18 protein-coding genes and 1 pseudogene are annotated in these 16,581 nt (G+C 71.2%); 14 read left to right on the top strand and 5 right to left on the bottom strand.

Going from position 1 to position 16,581, the window contains the following annotated elements:
• Window positions 1-72: 72 nt before the first annotated feature.
• Window positions 73-1,137, top strand: a complete 1,065-nt coding sequence (locus tag A8W25_RS01130) for a LacI family DNA-binding transcriptional regulator (protein ID WP_067154287.1) — start codon at window positions 73-75, stop codon at window positions 1,135-1,137.
• A gap of 27 nt (window positions 1,138-1,164) precedes the next feature.
• Here A8W25_RS01130 and A8W25_RS01125 read toward each other — a convergent pair whose 3' ends face one another.
• The gene (locus A8W25_RS01125) at window positions 1,165-2,496 is read right to left on the bottom strand and encodes an ROK family protein (RefSeq protein ID WP_067154284.1); all 1,332 of its coding nucleotides are present in this window, start codon (window positions 2,494-2,496) and stop codon (window positions 1,165-1,167) included.
• Between the two features lie 150 nt (window positions 2,497-2,646).
• On the opposite strand from A8W25_RS01125, the gene A8W25_RS01120 reads away from it, so the two are divergent.
• Window positions 2,647-3,960, top strand: coding sequence for an ABC transporter substrate-binding protein (locus A8W25_RS01120; RefSeq protein ID WP_067154280.1), 1,314 nt, complete (start codon window positions 2,647-2,649; stop codon window positions 3,958-3,960).
• Between the two features lie 70 nt (window positions 3,961-4,030).
• Here the strand turns inward: A8W25_RS01120 and A8W25_RS01115 are convergent, their stop codons facing one another.
• Together A8W25_RS01115 and hemL are read right to left on the bottom strand one after the other, a co-directional pair.
• Window positions 4,031-4,717, bottom strand: a complete 687-nt coding sequence (locus tag A8W25_RS01115) for a histidine phosphatase family protein (protein WP_067154277.1) — start codon at window positions 4,715-4,717, stop codon at window positions 4,031-4,033.
• Complete coding sequence (gene hemL / locus A8W25_RS01110) at window positions 4,714-6,027, bottom strand: glutamate-1-semialdehyde 2,1-aminomutase (RefSeq protein ID WP_067154274.1); 1,314 nt, start codon at window positions 6,025-6,027, stop codon at window positions 4,714-4,716. The genes A8W25_RS01115 and hemL overlap by 4 nt, the downstream gene beginning before the upstream one ends.
• A gap of 150 nt (window positions 6,028-6,177) precedes the next feature.
• Between hemL and A8W25_RS01105 the strand changes: the two genes are divergently transcribed.
• From A8W25_RS01105 to A8W25_RS01060, 10 genes and pseudogenes are all read left to right on the top strand, one after another.
• Entirely contained in the window at window positions 6,178-6,759 is a 582-nt protein-coding gene (locus A8W25_RS01105; protein WP_079125728.1) for a hypothetical protein, read from the top strand.
• 284 nt (window positions 6,760-7,043) lie between these two features.
• Window positions 7,044-7,439: a TOBE domain-containing protein gene (locus A8W25_RS01100; protein WP_067154267.1), complete on the top strand. Its 396-nt coding sequence runs from the start codon at window positions 7,044-7,046 to the stop codon at window positions 7,437-7,439.
• Between the two features lie 136 nt (window positions 7,440-7,575).
• Window positions 7,576-8,379 carry a molybdate ABC transporter substrate-binding protein gene (gene modA, locus A8W25_RS01095; protein ID WP_067154264.1) on the top strand — a complete coding sequence of 268 codons (804 nt, stop codon included), beginning with the start codon at window positions 7,576-7,578 and terminating at the stop codon, window positions 8,377-8,379.
• Window positions 8,380-8,449: 70 nt separating this feature from the next.
• Window positions 8,450-9,388 (top strand): annotated as a pseudogene (locus tag A8W25_RS01090) (ABC transporter permease); the annotation flags it as partial.
• Window positions 9,389-9,432: 44 nt separating this feature from the next.
• Window positions 9,433-9,825, top strand: a complete 393-nt coding sequence (locus A8W25_RS01085) for a WXG100 family type VII secretion target (protein WP_067156525.1) — start codon at window positions 9,433-9,435, stop codon at window positions 9,823-9,825.
• 61 nt (window positions 9,826-9,886) lie between these two features.
• The gene (locus A8W25_RS01080; protein WP_067154260.1) at window positions 9,887-10,192 is read left to right on the top strand and encodes a WXG100 family type VII secretion target; all 306 of its coding nucleotides are present in this window, start codon (window positions 9,887-9,889) and stop codon (window positions 10,190-10,192) included.
• Window positions 10,192-11,880: an RNase A-like domain-containing protein gene (locus A8W25_RS01075; protein WP_067154258.1), complete on the top strand. Its 1,689-nt coding sequence runs from the start codon at window positions 10,192-10,194 to the stop codon at window positions 11,878-11,880. Before A8W25_RS01080 ends, A8W25_RS01075 begins: the two co-directional genes overlap by 1 nt.
• Window positions 11,881-11,955: 75 nt before the next feature.
• A complete protein-coding gene (locus tag A8W25_RS01070) occupies window positions 11,956-12,255 on the top strand; it encodes an RNase A-like domain-containing protein (RefSeq protein ID WP_067154255.1) in 300 nt (99 codons plus the stop codon).
• Window positions 12,256-12,263: 8 nt separating this feature from the next.
• Window positions 12,264-12,914, top strand: a complete 651-nt coding sequence (locus A8W25_RS01065) for a contact-dependent growth inhibition system immunity protein (RefSeq protein ID WP_067154251.1) — start codon at window positions 12,264-12,266, stop codon at window positions 12,912-12,914.
• Between the two features lies 1 nt (window position 12,915).
• A complete protein-coding gene (locus tag A8W25_RS01060) occupies window positions 12,916-13,941 on the top strand; it encodes a hypothetical protein (protein WP_067154248.1) in 1,026 nt (341 codons plus the stop codon).
• Between the two features lie 63 nt (window positions 13,942-14,004).
• On the opposite strand, the gene A8W25_RS01055 is transcribed toward A8W25_RS01060, so the two are convergent.
• Complete coding sequence (locus A8W25_RS01055; protein WP_067154245.1) at window positions 14,005-14,421, bottom strand: VOC family protein; 417 nt, start codon at window positions 14,419-14,421, stop codon at window positions 14,005-14,007.
• A 20-nt stretch (window positions 14,422-14,441) separates the two neighbouring features.
• The gene (locus tag A8W25_RS01050) at window positions 14,442-14,663 is read right to left on the bottom strand and encodes a hypothetical protein (protein ID WP_067154243.1); all 222 of its coding nucleotides are present in this window, start codon (window positions 14,661-14,663) and stop codon (window positions 14,442-14,444) included.
• A gap of 232 nt (window positions 14,664-14,895) precedes the next feature.
• On the opposite strand from A8W25_RS01050, the gene A8W25_RS33780 reads away from it, so the two are divergent.
• Together A8W25_RS33780 and A8W25_RS01045 are read left to right on the top strand one after the other, a co-directional pair.
• Complete coding sequence (locus A8W25_RS33780) at window positions 14,896-15,210, top strand: hypothetical protein (RefSeq protein ID WP_158942341.1); 315 nt, start codon at window positions 14,896-14,898, stop codon at window positions 15,208-15,210.
• Window positions 15,211-15,402: 192 nt separating this feature from the next.
• A complete protein-coding gene (locus A8W25_RS01045) occupies window positions 15,403-16,557 on the top strand; it encodes a response regulator transcription factor (protein ID WP_067154240.1) in 1,155 nt (384 codons plus the stop codon).
• Window positions 16,558-16,581: the final 24 nt, after the last annotated feature.

The raw sequence follows: 16,581 nt of genomic DNA, 5'->3' as shown, positions 1-16,581 counted from the left end.
GGGTGGGAAGGCCGTGGGTGAGGGGGGATGCCCTCGGCTCCGGTGGAGCGCTCTCCCCCGTACAGTGCCGCCATGAGCGGAGATCTGCGGGAGCGCGCCGGGGCGCCCACGCTGGAGGACGTCGCGCGGGTCGCCGGGGTGTCACGGGCGACGGTGTCCCGTGTCGTCAACGGCGTCCGCAACGTCGACCCCGGCATCCGGGAAGCCGTGCGCAGGGCCGTCGAGGCCACCGGATACGCGCCCAACCGCGCCGCCCGCTCCCTGGTCACCCGGCGGGCGGGGACGATCGCGCTGGTGGTGTCGGGAGTGGACGGGGGGTCCGCCGGGCACGACGGGCCGGACGCGTTCGCCGCCCGGGTGTTCGCCGACCCCTTCTTCGGCCGGGTGGTCGCCGGGGTCGTGGGCTTCCTGCGGCCCCGCTCCACGCATCCGGTGCTGATGTTCGCGGAGACGTCCGCCGACCGGGAGCAGATCGCCGGGTATCTGCGCCAGGGCAGCGCCGACGGCGCGCTGATCGTGTCGGCGCACGGCGAGGACCCGCTGCCCGCGCTGCTCGTCGCCGCCGGGCTGCCCGCCGTGCTCTTCGCGCGCCCGGCCCGGCCGGTGCCGCTCAGCCACGTCGACCTCGCCCACGCGGACGGGGGGCGGCTGGCGGCCGAGCACCTGCTGGCCCGGGGCTGCCGGCGGATCGCCACCATCACCGGGCCGCTGGACGTGCCGGCGGGCCAGGACCGGCTCACCGGGTTCCGGGACGCGATGGCGCGCCGGGGGCAGCCGTACGTCCCCATCGTCGAGGGGCGGTTCACCCAGCGCAGCGGCGAGGAGGCGATGGCACGGCTCCTCGCCGAACACCCGGACGTGGACGGGGTGTTCGTCGGCAACGACGTGATGGCGCGGGGCGCCTGCCAGGTGCTGGGGGAGCACGGCAGGAGGATCCCCGACGACGTCGCCGTGGTGGGCTTCGACGACAGTGCGGCGGCGACCTCCGGGCGGCTCGGCCTGACCACCGTGCGCCAGCCCGTGGAGGACATGGCGGCGGAGATGGCCAGGCTCCTCCAGGAGCACATCGAGACACCGGGGCGCCCGGTGACCTCCGTCGTCTTCGCTCCGGAGCTGGTGGTACGGGAGTCGGCCTGAGGGCGGGCGCCGTCGCCGGTACGGGGGTCAGCGAGCGGCGCGCTCCTCGACCGAGGCCCGCCAGCCGGGCTGCTCGGGGACGGGTGCCACGCCGTCGGCCGGTGCGCGGTGGCCGCCGCGCGCGAAGAAGTCGGCCAGCGGCAGGGTCGCGGCGCCGACGGTGACCGCGTCCGGGCCGAGCCGCCCGAGCTCGATGGTGACGCGCTCGGCGGGGTGGCGCAGGGCGTACGCCGTGGCGTGGGCGCGCACCGACTCCAGGATGTACGGGCCGAGTTGGAGCCCCGCCCAGCCGCCGACGAGGATGCGCTCGGGGTTGTAGAGGTTGATGAGGTCGGAGAGCCCGGCGCCGAGGTACTCGGCGGTCTCGTCGAGCACGGTCCGCGCGACGGGGTCGTGGGGCGCCTCGGCGGGGACGTCCGGGCCTTCCGGATAGGCCGCCGCCACCAGCGCCGCCACCGCCGCCTCTTCCTCGATGCCGTCCGGCAGGGCGGCGCCCGCCTCGCGCCAGCGGGCGACCAGGGCCTCCGCCCCCGCGTACGCCTCCAGGCAGCCCGGCGCCCCGCACCGGCAGCGGCGCCCGCGTACCTGGACCGTGGTGTGGCCCCACTCCGCGGCGCTGCTGTGCGCACCCCCGTAGATCTGCCCGTCGGAGACGATGCAGGCGCCGACGCCCGAGCCGAACAGCACGATCACCGCGTCCTGCGCGCCGCGCCCGCCGCCGAACCACATCTCGGCCTGGCCGAGCGTCTTGGCGCCGTTCTCCACGAAGAGGCGGATGCCGGGCGGGAGTTCACCGGTGAGCGCGGAGCGCAGCAGGGCCTCCAGCGGGACCGCGTCCCAGCCGATGGTCTGCCCGTGCACCACCGCGCCCTCGGGGCCGCTGCGGTCGACGATGCCCGGGACGCCGACGCCGATGCCGAGCAGCCGCTCGGGCGCCAGGCCGGTCTCGCGCAGCACGGCGGCGACCCCGTCGCGGATGAGCCCGACGATGTGGTCCACGTCGTAGCCGTCCACCGTCAAGGTGAGCTCCGCGCGCGCCAGTTCGCTCATCACCAGGTCGAAGAGCTCCACGCGGACGCGGGTCTCGCCGACGTCCACCCCGATGAGGTGGCCGCTGTCGCGGGTGACCCGGAGCAGGGTGCGCGGTCTGCCGCCGTCCGATTCGACGACACCGGCGTCCTCCAGGAGCCCCTCGGCGGCGAGCTCGGTGACCACGTTGCTGATGGAACCTGAACTCAACCCGGTGGCGGGGCCGAGCGCCTGACGGCTCGTCGGACCGTCGAAATACAACCGTTGCAACACCGCGGTCCGGTTGTCGCGCCGCAGGTCACGAACGGTTCGTCTGTTCGGCATGGCCATATGGCTCCCTCCCTGCGTGCAACATACCGCCGCCCGGGGCCTTGACGCGACCTTCTCTCGGGTCTTAACTCACGTCCTAAATTAAGGCGTGAGTCCGTTCAGGACCTGAACCCGGCCATCTCTGGAACCCCGGAAAGGGGCGATCCCGCCATGCGCAGACTCCGAGCCGCGGCTGCCTTCGCGACCGTCACCGCTCTCGCCGCCACCGCGAGTGCCTGCGGCGGCGGCTCCGCCACGGGCGGCGGCGGCAACGACTCCCCGAAGTCCCTGACGTACTGGGCGTCCAACCAGGGGCCGAGCATCGAGGCGGACAAGAGGATCCTGACCGCCGAGCTCAAGAAGTTCGAGCAGCAGAGCGGGATCAAGGTCAAGCTGGAGGTCGTCCCCTGGTCCGACCTGCTCAACCGCATCCTCGCCGCCACCACCTCCGGCCAGGGCCCCGACGTACTGAACATCGGCAACACCTGGTCCGCCTCGCTCCAGGCCACCGGCGCGCTCCTGCCGTGGGACCGGGCCGCGTTCGACGCGATCGGCGGCCGGGCCCGGTTCGCGGACTCCGCGGTCGCCGCGGCCGGCGCCCCGGGCAAGGACCCGGCCGCCGTCCCGCTGTACTCGCTGTCGTACGCGCTCTACTACAACAAGAAGATGTTCGCCGACGCGGGCATAGCCGAGCCGCCCGCGACCTGGGACGAGCTCGTCGCGGACGGCAAACGGCTCTCCAAGGACGGCAAGTGGGCGCTGGGCGCCGAGGGCGCCAACCTCGCCAACAACATCCACCAGGTGTTCGTGCTCGGCAGACAGCACGGCGCGGACTTCTTCGACGCCGCCGGAAAGCCCACCTTCACCTCGGACGGCGCGGTCGCCGCGGTGAAGCAGTACGTCGACTTCATGGCCAAGGACAAGATCGTCGCGCCGGGCAACGCGGAGTACGCCCAGAACCAGTCGCTGCGCGACTTCTCCACCGGGAAGACCGCCATGGTGCTGTGGCAGGCCGCCGCCTCCACCTTCGCCGCGCAGGGCATGAAGCCCGAGGACTGGGGCGTCGCACCGGTGCCCGTCCCGGCCGGGACCCCGGACTCGGACAGGAACGTCAACTCGATGGTCGCGGGCATCAACATCTCCGTCTTCAAGAACACCCACAACCGCGACGGCGCCCTCAGCTTCGTGAAGTTCATGACCGGCGACGAGGAACAGAAGATCCTCAACAAGACGTACGGCTCCATCCCGCCGGTCAAGGCCGCGCAGGCCGACCCCGCCTTCGGCGCCCCCGACACCTCGGTGCTCAAGGAGACCCTGCTGAAGAGCGCCGCCCCGCTGCCGCAGGTTCCCGAGGAGTCGCAGTTCGAGACGGCCGTGGGTACCGCCGTCAAGGGCCTGTGGGCCGACGCGGCGGCGGGCCGCGCGGTCACCACCGAGTCCGTGAAGGCGGCCCTGGCCAAGGCCCAGCAGCAGATGCCGAAGTGAGCGCCCCGGTGACCCCGACGACCCCGTGCGGGGTGGGGACGACCCACGGCCCGCGCCCGCCCGTCGGGGCTCACGCCCCGAAGGCCTTCGCCTTGCCCTTCACCGGCTTGGCGCCGGCCAGCAGGTGCGCCGGGACCAGATCGCGGGCCGGCTCGCTGTAGCCCACCGAGACGATCTTGTCGCCGCGGTAGGTGAACGAGGTCAGCGAGGCGAGCGTGCACTGCCGCTTGCGCGGGTCGTGCCACAGCCGCCGCCGCTCCACGAACGAGCGCACGGTCCAGATCGGCAGCTGATGGCTGACCAGGACCGCCTCATGGCCGCGGGCCGCGTCGCGCGCCGCGTCCAGGGCGCCCATCATCCGTACGACCTGCTCGACGTACGGCTCGCCCCAGGAGGGGCGGAACGGGTTGGTGAGGTGCTTCCAGTTGGCGGGCTTGCGCAGGGCGCCGTCGCCGACGCCGAACGTCTTGCCCTCGAAGACGTTGCCCGCCTCGATCAGCCGCTCGTCGGTGCCGAGGTCGAGGCCGTGCGCCTTGGCGATCGGGGTGGCCGTCTCCTGGGCGCGCTCCAGCGGGGACGCCACCACGTGGGTGATGTCGCGGCCCGCCAGGTGCTCGGCGACCCGGTCGGCCATCTGCCGGCCGAGCTCGGAGAGGTGGTAGCCGGCGCGACGGCCGTAGAGCACGCCGTCGGGGTTGTGCACCTCGCCGTGGCGCATCAGGTGGACGACGGTGAGGTCGCTGCTGCTGTCGTTCATGCGGTGGCCTCCGCGGCGGCACGGGCGGCGGCGGGCAGCGCGGCCGCGACGCGCTCGATCGCGCGCTCGTCGTGGGCGGTCGAGACGAACCAGGACTCGAAGGCGGACGGCGGCAGGTAGACGCCGTTCGCCAGCATCGCGTGGAAGAAGGCGGTGAAGCGGAAGGCTTCCTGCTTCTTCGCGTCCTCGTAGTCGCGCACCTCGTCCGGGGTGAAGAAGACGGAGAACATGTTGCTCGCCGTCTGGAGCCGGTGGGCGACGCCCTCCTTGGCGAGCGCGGCGGTGACGAGCCCCTGGATCTCCTTCGACACCGCGTCGACCTTCACGTACGCGGCGTCGTCGAGGAGCCGCAGCTGGGCGAGGCCCGCGGCGGTGGCGATCGGGTTCCCGGAGAGCGTGCCCGCCTGGTAGACGGGGCCGGCCGGGGCGAGGTGGGCCATCACGTCGGCGCGGCCGCCGAAGGCCGCGGCGGGGAAGCCGCCGCCCATGACCTTGCCGAAGGTCATGAGGTCGGGCTTCACGCCGTCGACGCCGTACCAGCCGGCCTTCGAGGTCCGGAAGCCGGTCATGACCTCGTCGGAGATGTACAGCGCACCGTTCTTGGCACAGGCGGCCTTGAGCCCCGCGTTGAAGCCGTCGGCGGGCGGGACGACGCCCATGTTGCCGGGCGAGGCCTCGGTGATCACACAGGCGATCTCGCCCGGGTGGGCGTGGAAGGCGGCGTGGACCGCGTCCAGATCGTTGTACGGGAGCACGATCGTGTCGCCGGCCTGGGCGCCGGTGACGCCCGGGGTGTCCGGCAGCCCGAACGTGGCCACGCCGGAACCGGCGGCGGCGAGCAGCGCGTCGACATGACCGTGGTAGCAGCCGGCGAACTTGATCACCTTGGCGCGGCCGGTGAAGCCGCGGGCCAGCCTGATCGCGGACATGGTCGCCTCGGTGCCCGAGGACACCAGGCGGACCTGCTCGACGGGCTCGACCCGGGCGACGATCTCCTCGGCGAGGGCGACCTCGCCCTCCCCCGGCGTACCGAAGGAGGTGCCGCGCGCGACCGCGTCCCGCACGCTCGCGATCACCTCGGGGTGCGCGTGCCCGAGGATCATCGGACCCCAGGAACACACCAGGTCGACGTACTCGCGCCCGTCGGCGTCGGTCAGATAGGGCCCCGTACCGGACACCATGAACCGGGGCGTACCGCCCACGGCGCGGAAGGCACGGACGGGGGAGTTCACGCCGCCGGGCGTCACGAGGGACGCGCGGTCGAATAGCGTCTGCGAAACTGGGGCGTCGTATTCGTACGGATAGCTCACACAGCCATGGTGGCAGAGGCCCGGACGTTCTTGCGGACAGGTGTTTCACCGCACCCCGGTGGGGGAGGTCACTGACACGATGATCGGGTTGCGCGGCGGGGGTCGCGCCGTCTACAAAGCAGTCGGGCTACAAGCAATCGGGTGAAAGATATGCATCGCGGTGGCGGACTGGGCGAGGGGACCGATGACCGGGGTCCCGAGCGCGCCCGTCGGCGGGGACGGCACCGGCGCGACGCGGAGGAACGGATCGAACGGATCGACCGCGTCACGGGTCCGGGAAACGGAAGTGGCCGAGTGGGGGTGACCTACAAGTACTTCGGCGCGCCCGACGGAGCCACCGCGGCCCGGGTGCCGATCTCGATGCGCCCCGAGGAACTCGGCGGCGACGAGCTGGGCATGGGCGGCATGTTCACCAAGATCAAGCCGGAGACGGTGGCGGCGATGGTCCTCACCGGCATCCAGGGCATACCGCTGCACAAGGTCCCCCCGCTGGAGCTGGTCGTCCTCCACCCCGACTACGCGGTGGTCAAACTCCCGATGACGGTGGTCGACCCCCTGCGCGGCGTGGGCGAGGAGACGGTGGGCGCGGCGGCCTTCATCTGGTCCACGGTCCCGGACCGCGGCGGCCCCCGCGACGCGTTCAACGTGTACCAGCTGCTGCACGAGTGGCAGGACTTCTCCGTGCGGCTGCACGAGGCCGGGCATCAGCCTTATTGCCTTGTCTGGCCGTGAGCCGGGGACGTCGCGCGCCGATTGAGGCGGCTGTCGAAGCCGGCGCTCAGCGGGCGCGCGGTCGCCGACGAGCATGTCCACGACGAGCCTCTCGTCGCCGATCCCGCCGACTGGGCGGACCTTCCCGTACGACACCTGTCCAGCAACGCGTCCCGGTAGGCGCGACGCCGCGCCGGACCACCCCCGCACTCCCCCTGGAGCTTCCTCCACCGGCATCGCACCTGCGATGTACATAACCCCAAAGCATCTGTAAATGCGGCCTGAACTGGCCTATCTTGTGGCACATGCAGTCCTACACGATCGGTCAGGCCGCCCGCCTGCTCGGGGTCAGCCCCGACACCGCCCGCCGCTGGGCGGACGCGGGCCGCGTCGCCACCCACCGCGACGACAGCGGCCGCCGTCTCATCGACGGCCGCGACCTGGCCGCGTTCTCCGTCGAGGTCGCCCAGAGCGGCACCGGCGAGGACGACGTCTCGTACACCTCCGCCCGCAACGCCTTCCCGGGCATCGTCACCGCCGTGAAGCTCGGCGATGTCGCCGCCCAGGTCGAGATCCAGGCCGGCCCTCACCGGCTGGTCTCGTTGCTCACCCGGGAGGCCGTCGAGGAGCTGGGACTCGAAGTCGGCATGCAGGCCACCGCCCGCGTGAAGTCGACCAGCGTGCACATCGACCGCGCTTAGGACCCGCCCGCTCAGGACAGTCAGGGCAGTTCAGGACACCCGTAAAGGACACGTCCGTACGTCCTCGCAGTACGTCCACGTTCCCCGCGGCGTCGCCGTCACCGGCGCGGCTCAGCACCCAAGGAGTACCGTCCCCATGGCCCCCTTCCTCACCCGGCGCCGCGCCGCGGCCGCCGTCGTCACCGCCGCCCTGCTCGTCCCCCTCGCCGCCTGCTCCAAGGACGACGACAAGAAGAGCGACCAGGGCGCTTCCAAGGGCTCCACCGCCGCGCCGGCCGCGAAGCTCACGGTCCTCGCCGCCGCCTCGCTCACCGACGTCTTCAAGACGGCGGGCGCCGCGTACGAGAAGGCGCACCCCGGCACCAAGGTGACGTTCTCGTTCGCCGGGTCGCAGGAGCTCGCCGCCCAGGTCAAGCAGGGCGCCCCGGCCGACGCCCTGGTCACCGCCGACACCAAGACCATGGACGGGCTGAAGGCGGACACCGGCGCCGCCACCGTCATCGCCAAGAACCGGCTGGTCATCGCGACCGGCAAGGGCAACCCCAAGAAGGTCGGCGCCCTCAAGGACCTCGCCGACACCAAGCTGAAGGTCGTGCTCGCCGCACCCGAGGTGCCGGTCGGCCGCTACAGCAAGAAGGTCCTGGACGCGCAGAAGGTCACGGTCAAGCCGGTCTCGCAGGAGCCGAACGTACGGGCCGTCCTCACCAAGGTCGAACTCGGGGAGGCCGACGCGGGCATCGTCTACAAGACGGATGCCGCCTCCGCCACCGGCAAGGTCGACGCCGTGGAGATCCCGGACGCCCAGAACGCGGTGGCCCAGTACCCCGCCGCCACCCTGAAGACCTCCAAGAGCGCCGACGCGGCCGCCGCCTTCGTGCAGTGGCTCAGCAGCCCCGAGGCGCAGAAGATCCTCCAGGACGCGGGCTTCCAGAAGCCGTGACCCCAGGCCGGGGCCGTCCGTTCCGCACGGGGGGCGCAACGGACGGCCCCGCACCCCCCAGGAAGCCGCGATGAAGAACCACAGCCGCCCGCACCGCTGGAGCAGGGGCGCCCGCTCCGGCGGTCTGCGCGCCCCCGTCACGCTCCTGGTGCCCGCGCTGCTCGCCGTGGCGTTCCTGCTGATGCCGCTCGTCGGCATCCTGGCCCGCACCTCGTGGGGCGACCTCGGTACGCATCTGTCCAGCCCGGGCGTCACCGAGGCGCTGAAGCTTTCCCTGCTCGTCTCGTTCTGGGCACTCGGCCTGTCCCTGGTCCTCGGGGTGCCGCTGGCGTGGCTCCTCGCGCGCGTGGACTTCCCCGGCAAGGCGCTGGTGCGCTCGCTCGTCCTGCTGCCCATGGTGCTGCCGCCGACCGTCGGCGGTGTGGCCCTGCTGCTCGGTTTCGGACGGCGCGGGCTGCTCGGGCCGTGGCTGGAGGACACCTTCGGCATCACGCTGCCCTTCCACACCTCCGGCGCGGTCGTCGCCGCCACCTTCGTGGCCATGCCGTTCCTGGTGATCAGCCTGGAGGGCGCGCTCGGCGGGCTGCGCCCCCGCTACGAGGAGACGGCGGCCTCGCTCGGCGCCTCCCCGTTCCGGGTGTTCCTCACCGTCACGCTGCCGATGGTCGCGCCCGGTCTGGCCGCCGGGGCCGCGCTGACGTGGGCGCGCGCGCTGGGCGAGTTCGGCGCCACGATCACCTTCGCGGGCAACCTCCCCGGCACCACCCAGACCCTCCCCCTCCAGGTCTATCTGCTCCTCCAGAACTCCCCCGAGGCCGCCACCTCCGTCTCCCTGCTGCTGCTCGCGATCGCGATGGCGGTGCTGATCGCGCTGCGCGGCCGCTGGACGGGCGGCGGGAGCCGTTCCGTATCCGACCGGCGTACGGAGGAGGGCCGCGCGTACGCGTACGAGCCCGAGGAGCCCGTACCACCTCATCTGGCTCAATCCCAACTCCCCTCCCCCACACCTCCGTTATAGAGTCCCGACGCAGCTGTCTACGGGGGGTGGGCGTCATGCAAGGCAAGCCGGATCTCGGTGTGCCCGAGGAAGACGGGCTGGCCACGCTCGCCGGAGATCTGCATGACATGCAGGACCATCTCGACAAGCAGGTCCGGCGCATGGACGGCATCGTCGACCGCATCGAGGCCGGATGGCGCGGGCCCGCCTCGGCCGCCTACCGCGACCTGCACCGCGGTGCCGCCAAGGATGCCGTGCGGATACGGGAAATCCTCGCCGTCGTGGAAGAGGCCGTACGGCTCGGCAGGGACGGGTTCAGTGAACAGGATCTCGCCGTCCTAGCCCAGATGCGCCAGATCCAGGACCACATCGACGTCGGCCGCGAAGCCGATGCCCTTCAGGCTCCCCCTTCCGCGCCCGGATCCCGCAGCGGCATCAGCGATCTGTAGGCGTGCCCCCATCTCCCGGAACCTCGCCCCACCGCCCAGACCCCGAGGAGGGCCCACCGTCATGTCCGGCCCCGACGAGCACATAGCCGTACGCTTCAGCGCCCTCCGTGAGCTCGCCGGTGAGCTGGAGGACATCCTCAAGCAGCTCAACGACAGGCTCGACGCGCTGTACACCCGTACCGAGAAGGTCGTGCTCACCTGGGACGGCGAAGCGCGGCACGCGTTCGTCGCCGAACTCGACCGGTGGGACCGCGACATGCAGGACCTCCAGACCCGGCAGGCATGGCTCCACGAAGTGGTGACCACCGGGCACGCCAACTACGCGGCAGCCCATCAGGCGGTCCTGCGGGGCTGGGGTGCCGCCTGATGGCCGGCCCGGCCACCGCTCCCACCGCCGGTTCACCCAACGGCGGTTTCTCCGTGCCGCCCGCCGAGCTCTACACCGCCTCGGACAACATCGGCGTCCAGCAGGACAACTTCCACAAGGCAGCCGAACGCTTCCTCGACGAGCTGGAGAAACACCCCGACTGCGGTGGATTCGGCACTGCCGCCCAGCAGTTCGCCGACGCCTACACCAAAGTCGGCAACCGGCTGCTGGAGGTGTGGGCCAAATCCGTCGCCGGCATCGGCGGCGCCGCCGTCGGCTTCACCGTCACGGCGAACAACTACGCCACAGCCGACATGGCCACCCTGCCCACCGGGCCCTCCGGCAACATCGGGATCCCCCACCACCAGCCCCCGGCGGTCATCGACAGACCGCCGGATTACCGAGACGTACCCGGTCTCAAATGGGGGTCCCACGATGACGCCCAGGAGTTCATCGACAGCGCGCTCGAACACGTAGAGGCCGTCATCCTCATCGTGTTACGCCCCCTGCTGGAGCACGCCTGCCGCTTCGGGAAGGCGGCCACCATCCTGCCGCTGCCCAACCACCAGCGGTTGCAGGAGGTCGCCCAGGCGTGGATCATCCCCGGCTCGGTGGCCGGCACCACCGACGGCAACCTGGTCAATGTGCTGGCCGGGATCACCGACCAGACGAACAGCGACTGGTACACCGCCATGCGCCAGTTCTGCAGCGCGGTATGGGGCACGACCGCCTGGGGAACCAACCGCGACGGTTACGTCTGGTCCCACGACCAGGCCAACAACACTGGTATGTCCCATCCGGTCCTGGCGGTGATCAACGACACCTGCGGTGCGGTGAGTCAGGCCCTCCACGCGTACGCCCAGGCCGCCCAGGACGTACGGCACGACCTCCACCAGATCTACCGCAGAGCCGTGCTCAACTCCCTGCCGCACATCGATGTCGGCAACCCCTTCAAGTTAAAAACGTGGGAGGACTTCGGCAAGAGTCTGGGCAGGTCGCTGGAGGACCTCAGCGTCGGCATCGTCCTGCACCTCGACGAGCACGCGCTGAACGAGGCCGTCGACGCCTACAACAACCGCGTCACCCGGCAGATACCGGAACTCAACAAGCTCATGGCCGCGCTCGACGAGGCCTTCCTGAGCGTTCCGGAGTTCCGCAAGGAGGAAGCCCGCGCCGAGGCGTTCGGAGCGCGCGCGCTCACCGACTTCAAGGGGAACCCTCTCTACACCGTCGCCGGTGACCACGAGCACAACCACACCTTCCCGGTGGACCTCGCCAACCAAGAGGGGGTCAGCGGCGCCCACGTCATCGACCGGCACGTAGGGCTGACCGACGAGCAGCTCGGACAGCGGTTGCGCGACGCCCCGGGCACCAACCCGGCCATTCCCCCCAAGGCCTCGACGTTCGCGGATCTCGCCACGGCCCAGCGGCTGACCCAGGCCGTCCTTGACGATCCCGGCAACCAGCAGAAACTCCAGAACTACCTGGCCAACACCCCCCACTCACCCTCCTCCAGACGCGAGCTCGGGCTGACCTTCTCCCAGCCGACCGGCACGACCTGGACGGCGGGTGACCCGGCGCCACACCCCTCCATGAACGTCCTCGTCGTCATCCGCCCCGTCCCGGGCGGCCACCCGCCGTACGTCGTCCTCACCTCCATGCCTTCCGACCGCCAGCCGCCGCCGTGAACCTGAAGCCGTACGCTCTCCGCACAGCCCCCGGACCACTGGGCGCCGCCCCCGCCTCGCGATAGGCAGTCATCCATGCGAACCCGCTCCGCCACGTACACCGACCGTGCCACCGCACAGTGGGCCACCCAGGAGGTCGTGACGCGCAATGAGCAGGTGATCCACCGCTGGCTCGCCCAGTCCGCGCGGCAGCGGCTCACCATCGAGGCGGGCTGGCCCTCCCGTCCCGAGCCCGTCGGGCGCGTCCTGCTCCAGGCGATGATGCTGGCGGGCCGGGACCCCGTCGATGTCCGTGCCGCGCGCGTCATCCTCAAACGCAGCGACGCCAACCCCCACGGCTTCACTGTCCACGCCACCTTCCCCGTCTACGTCTGAGGCCGACCGTGTCCCTCAAACCTCTGCAGCACGACCGCCAGTACGGCGAGCTGGACCAGGTCCTGCGCGCCTACCTGGGCATGCCCGCCGACGACACGCCGGAACAGCGCAGCGCCGCCCTGAACGCCTATCTCCGCCACACCTGGCACACCCGCCCCTGGGCCCTGGCCACCGCCGAGTCCCAGCTGCGCGAGTACGCCCGCAACCCGCCCGGCAGGCTCCGCCGACGGCTCGGCGAGTTCTACGCCGTACCGGACACCGACCTCCCCGGCGCAGACGTACAGCGCTGGCTGCTGATCCTCGCCGACCACCTGAGGCAGAGCATCGAGGACGGCGAGCTGCCGCCGCCGGGCGCTCCCGCGACCCACTGGGAGTGGCACGCCCGCTTCCCCGAGCTCGCCCAGCTCCTCGGCGGCTGGTTCTCCCAGGACATGCCGGACGAGTTCACCGACCACGAGGCGGCACTCCAGGACTATCTGGACATGACCGACCCTTCGCTCGCCGCCAGGGCGGCCGGGGAGGTCCACGAACTCCTCGCCCTGCGCCTCGACGAGACCGACTGCGCCCTCGCCGTCGCCGAACTGGGAATGGAGGTCGACCCACCGGCCCCGTACACCCCGGCCGCATGGCTCCAGCTCCTGGCCGACAGACTGTCCTGACATGAGACACCACTTCACCTGGGGCGAGGTCTTCGAGCGCACCGACCAACTCGCCGACCACCAGAACTGGAACGAGCTGATCCAGCTCTACGACGCACTGGACGCGGCCCTCGCCGACGCACCCCCCGATGACCGCGAACTACGCCAGTGCCGCGCCCGCGTCGCACGCGTCGCCGTCTTCGAGCTGCCCGCCGACCGGGGCGCGGACGCCGTTCGGATCCTGGAGCGGGAGTACGAGGACGGGTTGGCCCACTCCGGCGCGCTCTGGGAGACGCTGGCGCACGTCCGGGTCTGGGAGGAAGTCGGGCCCCATCTGCGTCATCCGCTGCTGCGGCACCTCGTGGCGCACGCGCGCGTGTTGCGCGGGGAGGATCTGGCCGGCGCCGACGGGCTCGATCCGGGGGCGTGCGGTGGTGTGCCTCTGGCACTCGCTCCCTGGGAGGCGGAGTTCTGGGATGCCGGGGACCATCCCGGCTCGTCGGGGCGGAGCAGCGGGGGCGCGGCCATCGCCTCGCTCTCCTCCGTCGGGCGCGAGGGGCGCACGCGGCTCCCGGCCGCCGGCGGCGGCGCCGTACCCGTGCTCGCCGCGCCCGAGCCCCTGGTGCCGGGCGCGCCCACGTACTGCTTCGTCGGCGTCTCCGGACCCGTGGCCTGCGACGTGCACCAGGCGACCGCCCGGTACCTCCGCGCACTCCCGGCCCACGAGCGGCCCTCGTACGCCACGCCCATCCCGTTCGCCGCCGCCTACCCCGACCTCGTGCTGGCGCTCGGCGGCAGCAGTGCGTACGGGACGGTAGCGTCCGCGGCGCTCGGACGTATCGCCCTCTGGCGGATGCTCAGGCGGTTCGCCGGACTGTCGGTCGCGGCTCCCGCGGCGGACGTGTCCGCCTTCGTCGCCGGGCTCACCTGTCTCACCTGGGAGCTGTCCAGCGACGAGATCTGGTTCCTCCATCTCGCCATCGGGCACGGCGGGACGGAGGGGCGGGGAAGCGTCAGTTGGATCGTCGACGGGCAGGACGTCGACTGACCTTCGCCTCGGTCCGTCGACTGACGTTCACCTCGGGCCTTCTCCTCGGCCCGAAGGCCCCGCTCACTGACTCAGCAACGAAAACGTATGCCCCGCCGGATCCGAATACAGCCGGGAGTCGCGTGGGCCCTCGTTGTCCTTCGTGTCCAGTGGGCGGCCGCCCAGTGCGATCACCTGGCGTTCCACCGCGTCCATGTCCACCCGCGCCACCAGCAGTTCCAGGTGCGCCTGTTGGGAGTCGTCGGGGCGGGGCCAGCTGTTGGGGGCCGCGCCGTGGTCTCGGCGGAAGGCCATCCTCGTACCGCCACGGCCGGTGATCTCGATGCGTTCCGGCCCCCCGCACTCCGTGGACAGCTCCGCGCCCAGCAGGCGGGCGTAGAACTCCGCCAGCGCCTCCGGCTCGGCGCAGTCGAGGGCGAGGACCGCCGCTTCCACCAGGCCTGTCGACTCCGTCGTCACCCTCTTCGAGAGTGCTTCCATCCTCAGTCCTCCACGTCTCATCAGTAGTAGCGGCGGTCCTCTTCCACGATCGGCGCGGCAGGCGGGGGCGCCTGCAGCCGACGACGCTTGAAGATGCTCACGTACGCGGCCGTTCCGATGATGCCGACGGCCATCAGCACGAGACCCGCCACATGGATGTTCATGCCCTGAACGTGCCAGTCGACCGCGAACGTGAGAATCGCGCCGATCCCTATCAGCAGAATGCATCCGCCCAGACCCATGGCTCTACCTCCGAACTCGACTGCACGTACGGTCGGTTCGTACGGGTGCCCATGAGGGCCCACGTCTAACGCCCCGTCCCGCCCCACCGGGCGCCCGCCGCGCTACGTTGATTGCGGGCGCTTGCCCCCGCCCCTCCGCCCACGGGACCGTAGCCGGAATCACTTCGGATGACGGGGTGGCGCACACCGGTCGGCTTCTTCTCGCGGTACTCGCGGTACGACCACCGCGCGCGTGTCGCGACAGTTCGCGATGGTCGCGGTCGCTGTCGGGAGGAGGGCGTCGATGCGTCACATCCTGAAGCCGAAGGGCCCGGAAGAGCGAGAGGAGCGAACGGGGGGTCATGAAGCCCCCGGAACCGAATCCGGGCCCGTCGTGAGGTGGTACCCGCGGGAAGGCGCCTCGTGGTGGAAAGGCCTGCGCGCAGTACTGAGTGTCCTGGACACCGCGTCGGCCCTGAAACAGAACGAGGCCCTTGCCTTGGCGGCAAGAGCGCTCATCGCGGTGGGTGACCTGATCGTCGACGCCGGCAAGCACGAGCGATCATGACACCGGGCCTGGCCGCCGCGAGGCGGCCGGGCCTCCTCCCAAAAGGGAACAACACCTTCGGGGTATGGCCAAGACCTGCTCACCCAATCCATGCTGAGAAGCAGCACGAAACTCGTTTCGTGCCGTCGAGTTGCACACCAACGAGTTGCGCACCAAGCACCAACAAGCACCAAGGACCAAGGGGGGAGTGCCGTGAGCGCGGATGAGCGTACGTGCGAGGAGTGCGGCACTGCCCTGCCCGCCGCGCTCAGTACGGGGCGACCCCGGCGGTACTGCTCGGCGACGTGCCGATCCGCCGCCCGCCGGACCCGGCAGCGCGCCGACGAACAGGCGGCCACCGAGCTGGCGCTGCGGTGCTCGAAGGACGTCGCCGGCCGCCCGTGCGGCGGAGAAGTGGAGTTCGTGCTCAACGTGGAGGGCCGGGAGTCGCGTGTCTGTGGACCCTGCCAGGAGCGGGAGTTGTCGTCGCTGCTCGGCCGCGGCGTGCCCGTCAGCTCGGTCCGCTCCCACCGCCTGACGGACCCGTCCGAGGAGCCCGCGAGCGTGCCGTCCGCCCGACACCCCGCAAAGGGGGCTCGACTCCTGCTCATCGAGGACGACCAAGGGGTCAGATACGCGCTGCGGCACGCACTGGTCCAGCGCGGCTACCACGTCGAGGCACAGCCCGACGGCACAGGCGGACTGCGAGAGGCCTACGCACAACGGCCCGACCTCGTCCTCCTCGACCTCGGGCTGCCCGGCATGGACGGCTCTGAAGTGCTCAAGCGCCTGCGCCTCGTCAGCGACGTCCCCGTCATCGTCGTCACGGCGCGCTCCGATCTCCGCTCCCGCGTTCACCTGCTGGACAGCGGCGCGGACGACTATGTGGTGAAACCCTTCAGCATCGAGGAACTCGTCGCACGCATCGAGCGCGTGCTGCACCGCCAGACCTCCGGGCGGTGGACGGAAGAGGTGTACGACGACGGAACGGTACGGCTTGACTCCGTGCGGCGCGAAGCGCAAGTGGCCGGCACTCCACTGCAGTTGACCGGCACCGAGTTCCGCCTCTTCGACCTTCTCGTACGTAACGCGGGCAGCGTCCAGCCGTTGGACAAGCTGCTCGCCAGGGCGTGGGACACGCCGACCCGGAGCGACACCCGGAAGGTGAAGTTCATGATCTCGCGGCTGCGGATCAAGCTGGACGCGACCCCGCTGGGCAGCGCCTCGATCGTCTCGGCCCGGGGCGTCGGCTACCTCTACCAGCAGCCATCCATACCCGTGGCCCCGGACACCGAGGCCCCCGCACCCCGCACGGGCTACGGCCACGCCGGAAGCATCCTCGACAAGCTCAACGCCAAGAGGCCATAGGGACGTTCCCCGGTACGCGTCGGC

Origin of the sequence: Streptomyces sp. ERV7 (assembly GCF_001653515.1) — a bacterium.
In the GTDB taxonomy this organism is placed as follows: Bacteria; Actinomycetota; Actinomycetes; order Streptomycetales; family Streptomycetaceae; genus Streptomyces.
The sequence above is the reverse complement of the archived record's forward strand: the minus strand, read 5'-3'. Positions and strand labels throughout refer to the sequence as shown.

Excerpts from the sequence above, each read along its gene's own strand:
- A8W25_RS01130 (WP_067154287.1), top strand. The coding sequence starts at position 73 with ATGAGCGGAGATCTGCGGGAGCGCGCCGGGGCGCCCACGCTGGAGGAC.
- A8W25_RS01125 (WP_067154284.1), bottom strand. The coding sequence starts at position 2,496 with ATGGCCATGCCGAACAGACGAACCGTTCGTGACCTGCGGCGCGACAAC.
- A8W25_RS01120 (WP_067154280.1), top strand. The coding sequence starts at position 2,647 with ATGCGCAGACTCCGAGCCGCGGCTGCCTTCGCGACCGTCACCGCTCTC.
- A8W25_RS01115 (WP_067154277.1), bottom strand. The coding sequence starts at position 4,717 with ATGAACGACAGCAGCAGCGACCTCACCGTCGTCCACCTGATGCGCCAC.
- A8W25_RS01105 (WP_079125728.1), top strand. The coding sequence starts at position 6,178 with ATGCATCGCGGTGGCGGACTGGGCGAGGGGACCGATGACCGGGGTCCC.
- A8W25_RS01100 (WP_067154267.1), top strand. The coding sequence starts at position 7,044 with ATGCAGTCCTACACGATCGGTCAGGCCGCCCGCCTGCTCGGGGTCAGC.
- modA (WP_067154264.1), top strand. The coding sequence starts at position 7,576 with ATGGCCCCCTTCCTCACCCGGCGCCGCGCCGCGGCCGCCGTCGTCACC.
- A8W25_RS01085 (WP_067156525.1), top strand. The coding sequence starts at position 9,433 with ATGCAAGGCAAGCCGGATCTCGGTGTGCCCGAGGAAGACGGGCTGGCC.
- A8W25_RS01080 (WP_067154260.1), top strand. The coding sequence starts at position 9,887 with ATGTCCGGCCCCGACGAGCACATAGCCGTACGCTTCAGCGCCCTCCGT.
- A8W25_RS01075 (WP_067154258.1), top strand. The coding sequence starts at position 10,192 with ATGGCCGGCCCGGCCACCGCTCCCACCGCCGGTTCACCCAACGGCGGT.
- A8W25_RS01070 (WP_067154255.1), top strand. The coding sequence starts at position 11,956 with ATGCGAACCCGCTCCGCCACGTACACCGACCGTGCCACCGCACAGTGG.
- A8W25_RS01060 (WP_067154248.1), top strand. The coding sequence starts at position 12,916 with ATGAGACACCACTTCACCTGGGGCGAGGTCTTCGAGCGCACCGACCAA.
- A8W25_RS01055 (WP_067154245.1), bottom strand. The coding sequence starts at position 14,421 with ATGGAAGCACTCTCGAAGAGGGTGACGACGGAGTCGACAGGCCTGGTG.
- A8W25_RS01050 (WP_067154243.1), bottom strand. The coding sequence starts at position 14,663 with ATGGGTCTGGGCGGATGCATTCTGCTGATAGGGATCGGCGCGATTCTC.